The sequence below is a fragment of the Streptomyces sp. 7R007 genome (genome assembly GCF_054850255.1).
In genome coordinates, this window is record NZ_JBTWMV010000121.1 from 1 (window position 1) to 4704 (window position 4704).

The 4704-nt window shown below is 69.6% G+C and carries 5 protein-coding genes; 3 read left to right on the forward strand and 2 right to left on the reverse strand.

The annotated features are described in order from the left end of the window. Positions 1–299: MmyB family transcriptional regulator (locus tag ACYF6T_RS44210; RefSeq protein ID WP_461703649.1), on the forward strand; the 299-nt coding region annotated here is incomplete at its 5' end. Between the two features lie 408 nt (positions 300–707). Here ACYF6T_RS44210 and ACYF6T_RS44215 read toward each other — a convergent pair. After that, complete coding sequence (locus ACYF6T_RS44215) at positions 708–1724, reverse strand: helix-turn-helix transcriptional regulator (protein ID WP_461703650.1); 1017 nt, start codon at positions 1722–1724, stop codon at positions 708–710. Between ACYF6T_RS44215 and ACYF6T_RS44220 the strand changes: the two genes are divergently transcribed. Next, positions 1691–3118 (forward strand): MFS transporter, encoded by a 1428-nt coding sequence (locus ACYF6T_RS44220; RefSeq protein ID WP_461703651.1) that lies wholly within the window; start codon positions 1691–1693, stop codon positions 3116–3118. The two genes, ACYF6T_RS44215 and ACYF6T_RS44220, sit on opposite strands and share 34 nt — an antisense overlap. 128 nt (positions 3119–3246) lie before the next feature. Next, on the forward strand, positions 3247–3603 hold the full coding sequence (locus ACYF6T_RS44225) for an EthD domain-containing protein (RefSeq protein WP_461703652.1): 357 nt from the start codon (positions 3247–3249) through the stop codon (positions 3601–3603). Between the two features lie 225 nt (positions 3604–3828). On the opposite strand, the gene ACYF6T_RS44230 is transcribed toward ACYF6T_RS44225, so the two are convergent. Continuing rightward, entirely contained in the window at positions 3829–4623 is a 795-nt protein-coding gene (locus ACYF6T_RS44230) for an SDR family NAD(P)-dependent oxidoreductase (RefSeq protein ID WP_461703653.1), read from the reverse strand. Positions 4624–4704: the final 81 nt, after the last annotated feature.

Below are 4704 nucleotides of genomic sequence, written 5' to 3' on the forward strand. Positions count from 1 at the left end.
CAGGTCATCAAGTGTGCTCCCCGCGCCCGCGGGGATGGTCCCGCAGCCCCGAGTGCGACCGCTGGTGGCAGACGCACCGGGTTCATCAGCGCGCTCACGGCTCCAAACGCCTGCACCATCCCGTGGTCGGCGACCTCACCGTCGAGTACGAGACACTCACGCTGCCCGGAGATCCGGACACGACGCTGTTCGTCTACACCGCCGAGGAGGGCTCGTCGTCCAAGCGGTCCCTGGACCTCCTGGCGAGTTGGACCCTGACGAGCCCTGCCGACGCCTCACCCGAGCACGAACACCGATGAGCGGGCCGCGCACCGAGAAGTGCTGCTCCTCTTGCGCGGGCCGCCGCTGACATGAAGGCGGTACGTCGCGTCCGCGACACCGACCGCGCACCACCCAGGCCGTCCAGGTCGGATCGACCTCGCGCAGTGCGGAGTTCGCCAGGGGCTGCCGCACCGCAGCGCCGGTGCGAAAGACGTCGGCAGATGGTGGCGACGGCGGCCATCCGGTCGTACCGGATGCGGCTGCCGGCGACCTCGGCCCAAGCCCGCTTCTCGGCTTCGGTGGTGGACCGTGGGCCGGGCACCGGCAGACCCCTTCGGGCTGATGCGCTCACGGGAAACGGTGATCGTCGTCCGGGGCTCCGGAGTTCATCGGGTGCCGGATCACGGCAGGCAGGGGCGCGAAGCGGCCGGAGTCGGCCGGCCTCGTCAGGTCGCCGGACGCAGCCGCCGCACACGCGCAGGGCCGTCGATGCTGCCGCGGGCGATGCGGTGGGCGAGTTCTTCGAGCCGTTCCTGGGTCGTGCGATCCGCCGGTTGGTACACGACGACACGCGTGTGAGGGTTCTCCTCCAGCAGCATGGTGAGGGCGCGCACGGACAGGGTGCCGACGTGCAGTGACCGAATGCGTTTCACGCGTCCGGGTGCGGTGGACACGTCCGCCTGGTCCCACAGGCGCACGAACAGTGGTGACTCCTTGCGGAGCCGATCGAGCAACGGCGGCCACGCCGGATCCGTGACCGACTCGCCGTGGTATGCGCGGAGTTTGGCCACGACGGCTGCGCACTCCTGCTCGTGGTCGGAGTGTCCGGCGATCCAGTCGGGGTGCGTGAAATGCAGGTAGGCGCAGTTGCGGTCGGCCGTCGGCAGCGCTTCCAGGTCGTCGATCATGAACCGGAACGGCGCGTTGTAGGCCAAGGGCTCGAACCGGGGATTCATCACCACCGCCGGGTGCGGAGAGAGACCGTCCAGCAGCGCCTGCAGCCGGCCCTGTGCCTCTTCGCCGAATGAGGGTGGTTCTGCGTCCGGGTGTCCGCCGAGGAGGAACAGATGCCGGCGCTCGCTGCTCGACAGCCGCAACGCGTCCGCGATCGCGGCCAGCACCTCGACGCTCGGCTGCACGTCACGTCCTTGTTCGAGCCACGTGTACCAGCTCGACCCGACGTTCGCGAGAACCGCGACCTCCTCCCGGCGCAGCCCCTTCACCCGGCGCCGTCCGCCACCACCGGGCAGACCCACGTCCGCGGGCGAGAGCCGGTCACGCCGTGCGCGCAGAAAGGCACCGAGTTCGCGAGAACGTACGTCCGCCATGGCAACGATCATCTCACGGTGAGGCCCGGCCAACCTGGTGGTCCGAGCACCAGCATCACGGCACTCTGGGTCGCTGCCCGCCGGACGCACAGGGTGGGTGCATGCAACGAACCTGGCCGGTGTACGTCGCGGCATTCGGTGCGACGTACACCTTCAGCATCGGCAATGTCACCGCCCCCCGCCTCGGACCGGAACTGCACGCCAGTCGTGGCCAAGTCGCTCTCGTACTCGCCGCTTTCGCGGTGTCGTTCGCGGCCGGGCTGATCCTCGCGGGCCGCCTCGGCGACCGATACGGTCGCCGGCGGCTGCTGAGCATCGGACTTCTCTCGCTCGCGCTGACGTCGGCGCTGGCCGCGGCGGCGCCCGGTTACTGGTTTCTGGTCGCTGCCCGCGTCCTGCAAGGTGCCGCCTCCGCGCTCGTGATGCCCCAGACCCTCGCGATCATCCAGACGTCGGGCAGTGCACCTGCCCAGGCGCGGGGGCTCGCGGCGTTCACCGCGAGTTCCGGCGTCGGAACCGTGGCGGGCCAAGTCGTCGGCGGCCTCGTCATGGGGCTCGGCCTGCCCTTCGCGGGATGGCGAGCGGCGGTCCTGACCTCCGCCGTCCCCAGTACGGTGGCGCTGCTGGGCGCGCGCCGGCTTCAGGTTCGTCCGCCGACCGGCGCCGAACGGCCCGACCTCGGCGGCGCGCTCCGGCTTGGCGTTTCGCTCCTGGCCCTGGTTGCGGGGCTGTCGCTCGGCCCGGCAACGGCCTGGACCTGGTGGACGGCGACGCTGGTGCTCTTCGGGCTCCTGGGCTTGTACGGCTTCTGGCTCGACCAGGGACGGCGCGAGCGCGCGGGACGTCCGGTTCTCGTCGCGCCCTCCAGCCTGCGGCTGCCCGCACTTCGGCTCGGCCTGCTGATGACAGTGCTGCTCTTCGCCGGCTACGGCGCGTTCAGTTACGAGTATTCGATGCTCACGCAGGTAGGCCTCGGCCTGACGCCGGTCCAGTCCGGGCTCGCGCTGACCGCTTTCGCCGGGGCCTTCGTACTCGCCGGGCTTCGCATGCCACGCATCGTCGCGCGGTTCGGCGACCACACGATGGAGCTGGCCGCGGGCCTGCTGACAACCGCCCTGATGGCGCTCGGCCTGGCCTCGTGGCTCACCCAGGGCAGGGGTGCCGCGATCTGGATCGGCTGCTTCGAAGTGCTCGGCGTGCTCCTCGGTGCGGCGCAGGCGAGCCAGTACGGCCCCCTCGTCGCGACGGTCATGGCAGCGGTGCCCCACCGGGTCGCGGGCCTGGCCGGAGGTTTGTTCACGACGGCGCAACAGGCCTCGCTGGGGCTCGGCATCGCCACCATCGGCGGAGTCTTTGGAACCCTCGCCCCCACGCTCGGCTGGGAGCACGCCTTCGCGGTCGCGCTCGGCGTTCAGGCGGTCACCACCGTGCTGTTCTGGGTCCTCGCACGGCGACTTCGCGGCTGGCCGCGCGGCTCCGGCACCCTTCTTGCTCCGGGCGTACGGCACAGAACGGAGGCGCTCGATTGACCGCGTCCCCATGCTCGGGCGCAGGTTCGATCAGGGACGGCCCGTCACATTCCTGGCCCGCCTGCCTCCGAAACACCTCCGCGCTTTTCCCCCTTCCATTCCGAGTCAACAGAAGGACACACCCAACCATGATCAAGATGATCATCACGCTGAAGCGTCGCGAAGGCATGACGCACGAAGAGTTCAAGCACTACCAGCAGAACGTCCACCGACCGCTGCTCATGTCGATTCCGGAGGCACGTCGCTACATCCGCCGGTTCGTCGTGTCGTACCCCATCCCGGCGCCCCGGTACCCCGAGGCGGAATACGACTCCGTGGTGGAAGCCTGGTTCGACACCATGGCCGACCTCGAAGCACTGTTCTTCAGCGACAACTTCCTGAAGATCGTCGACCCGGATCACGAGAATTTCATCGACCTCTCGACGTTCGGGCGCATCATCTCGGAGGAGGACGTAGTCATCGACTCGCACCCGTCAGGTCTCTAGCCGACCTGTCCTGAGGCAGACGACTGGGCCATTTCGGACGCCGGAATTGCCCATGAGGCCGAAGCCGCCGACGGCCGGCGACGCGCCGTCGGCGACCGCCTCCGCGGCGCTCGCGCAGACCTTGTAAAGGTCCTTCGGGGGAAAGCAAGCAGGGAAGGGAGGGACGCGGCTGGGGAGTCAGGGCGTTGACGGGGGAGCCGCGTCCCGGTTCGAGGGGCGGTCCTGTCAGGCGCCGATCATGTTGAAGCCGCCGTCGGCGTTGAGGTAGACGCCGGTCATGTGGGCGGCGTCGTCGGTGGCGAGGAAGAGGGCGGTGCCCGCGAGTTCGGCGGGCCCCGGAATGCGGCCCATCGGCGTCTTGGCGATCATGTCCTCGCGCCGGCCGGACTTCCAGTCCGCACGGCTGAGGAGCGTCTCGGTCTCGATGAAGCCGGGGGCGAAGGTGTTGACCCGCACCGTCGGCGCGAAGGCCTGGGCGTAGGACTTGGTGATGCCGAGGATGCCGTACTTCGCGGCGGCGTACTGAGGGGCGCGGGCGCTGCCGCGCACGATCACGGTGGAGCCGATGTTGACGATGGCTCCGTGGCCCTGCTCCAGCATCCGGGACCCGAACTCGTGGACGCAGAGCATCGTTCCCTTGACGTCGACCGCGAGGACGTGGTCGATGGACTCCTCGGTGAGGTCACGCCAGGACATCTGCTCGCCCGCGACGTCGCCGACGTTGTTGACCAGTACGTCCAGCCCGCGGAAGCGGTCGAAGACTTCGTCGGCCATGCGGATGACGTCGGCGTGGACGGCGATGTCGGCCTGCACGGTGAACGCCTCGCCGCCGACGTCCTTGATGCGGGCGGCCGTCTTGTCGGCTCCGGCCGCGGAGCTGCGGTAGTGGACGGCGACCCGGGCGCCCTCCTGGGCGGCACGTACGGCGATCTCGGCGCCGTAGCCGGTGCCGGCACCGGTGACCAGGACGGTACGGCCTTCGAACCGGCGGGGGATGGGAGCGGAGGTGTGCTGAGACATGCGGGTCCCTGTTCAACGGTCGGATGTCTTGGGGGCGGTGAAGCGCTGGCGGATCTCTCCCACGCCCTCGATGCGGCTGAC

What these genes read in the sequence shown, in the direction of transcription:
- ACYF6T_RS44230 (WP_461703653.1), bottom strand. Translation starts at nt 4,623, where the DNA reads ATGTCTCAGCACACCTCCGCTCCCATCCCCCGCCGGTTCGAAGGCCGT.
- ACYF6T_RS44220 (WP_461703651.1), top strand. Translation starts at nt 1,691, where the DNA reads ATGCAACGAACCTGGCCGGTGTACGTCGCGGCATTCGGTGCGACGTAC.
- ACYF6T_RS44225 (WP_461703652.1), top strand. Translation starts at nt 3,247, where the DNA reads ATGATCAAGATGATCATCACGCTGAAGCGTCGCGAAGGCATGACGCAC.
- ACYF6T_RS44215 (WP_461703650.1), bottom strand. Translation starts at nt 1,724, where the DNA reads ATGCCGCGACGTACACCGGCCAGGTTCGTTGCATGCACCCACCCTGTG.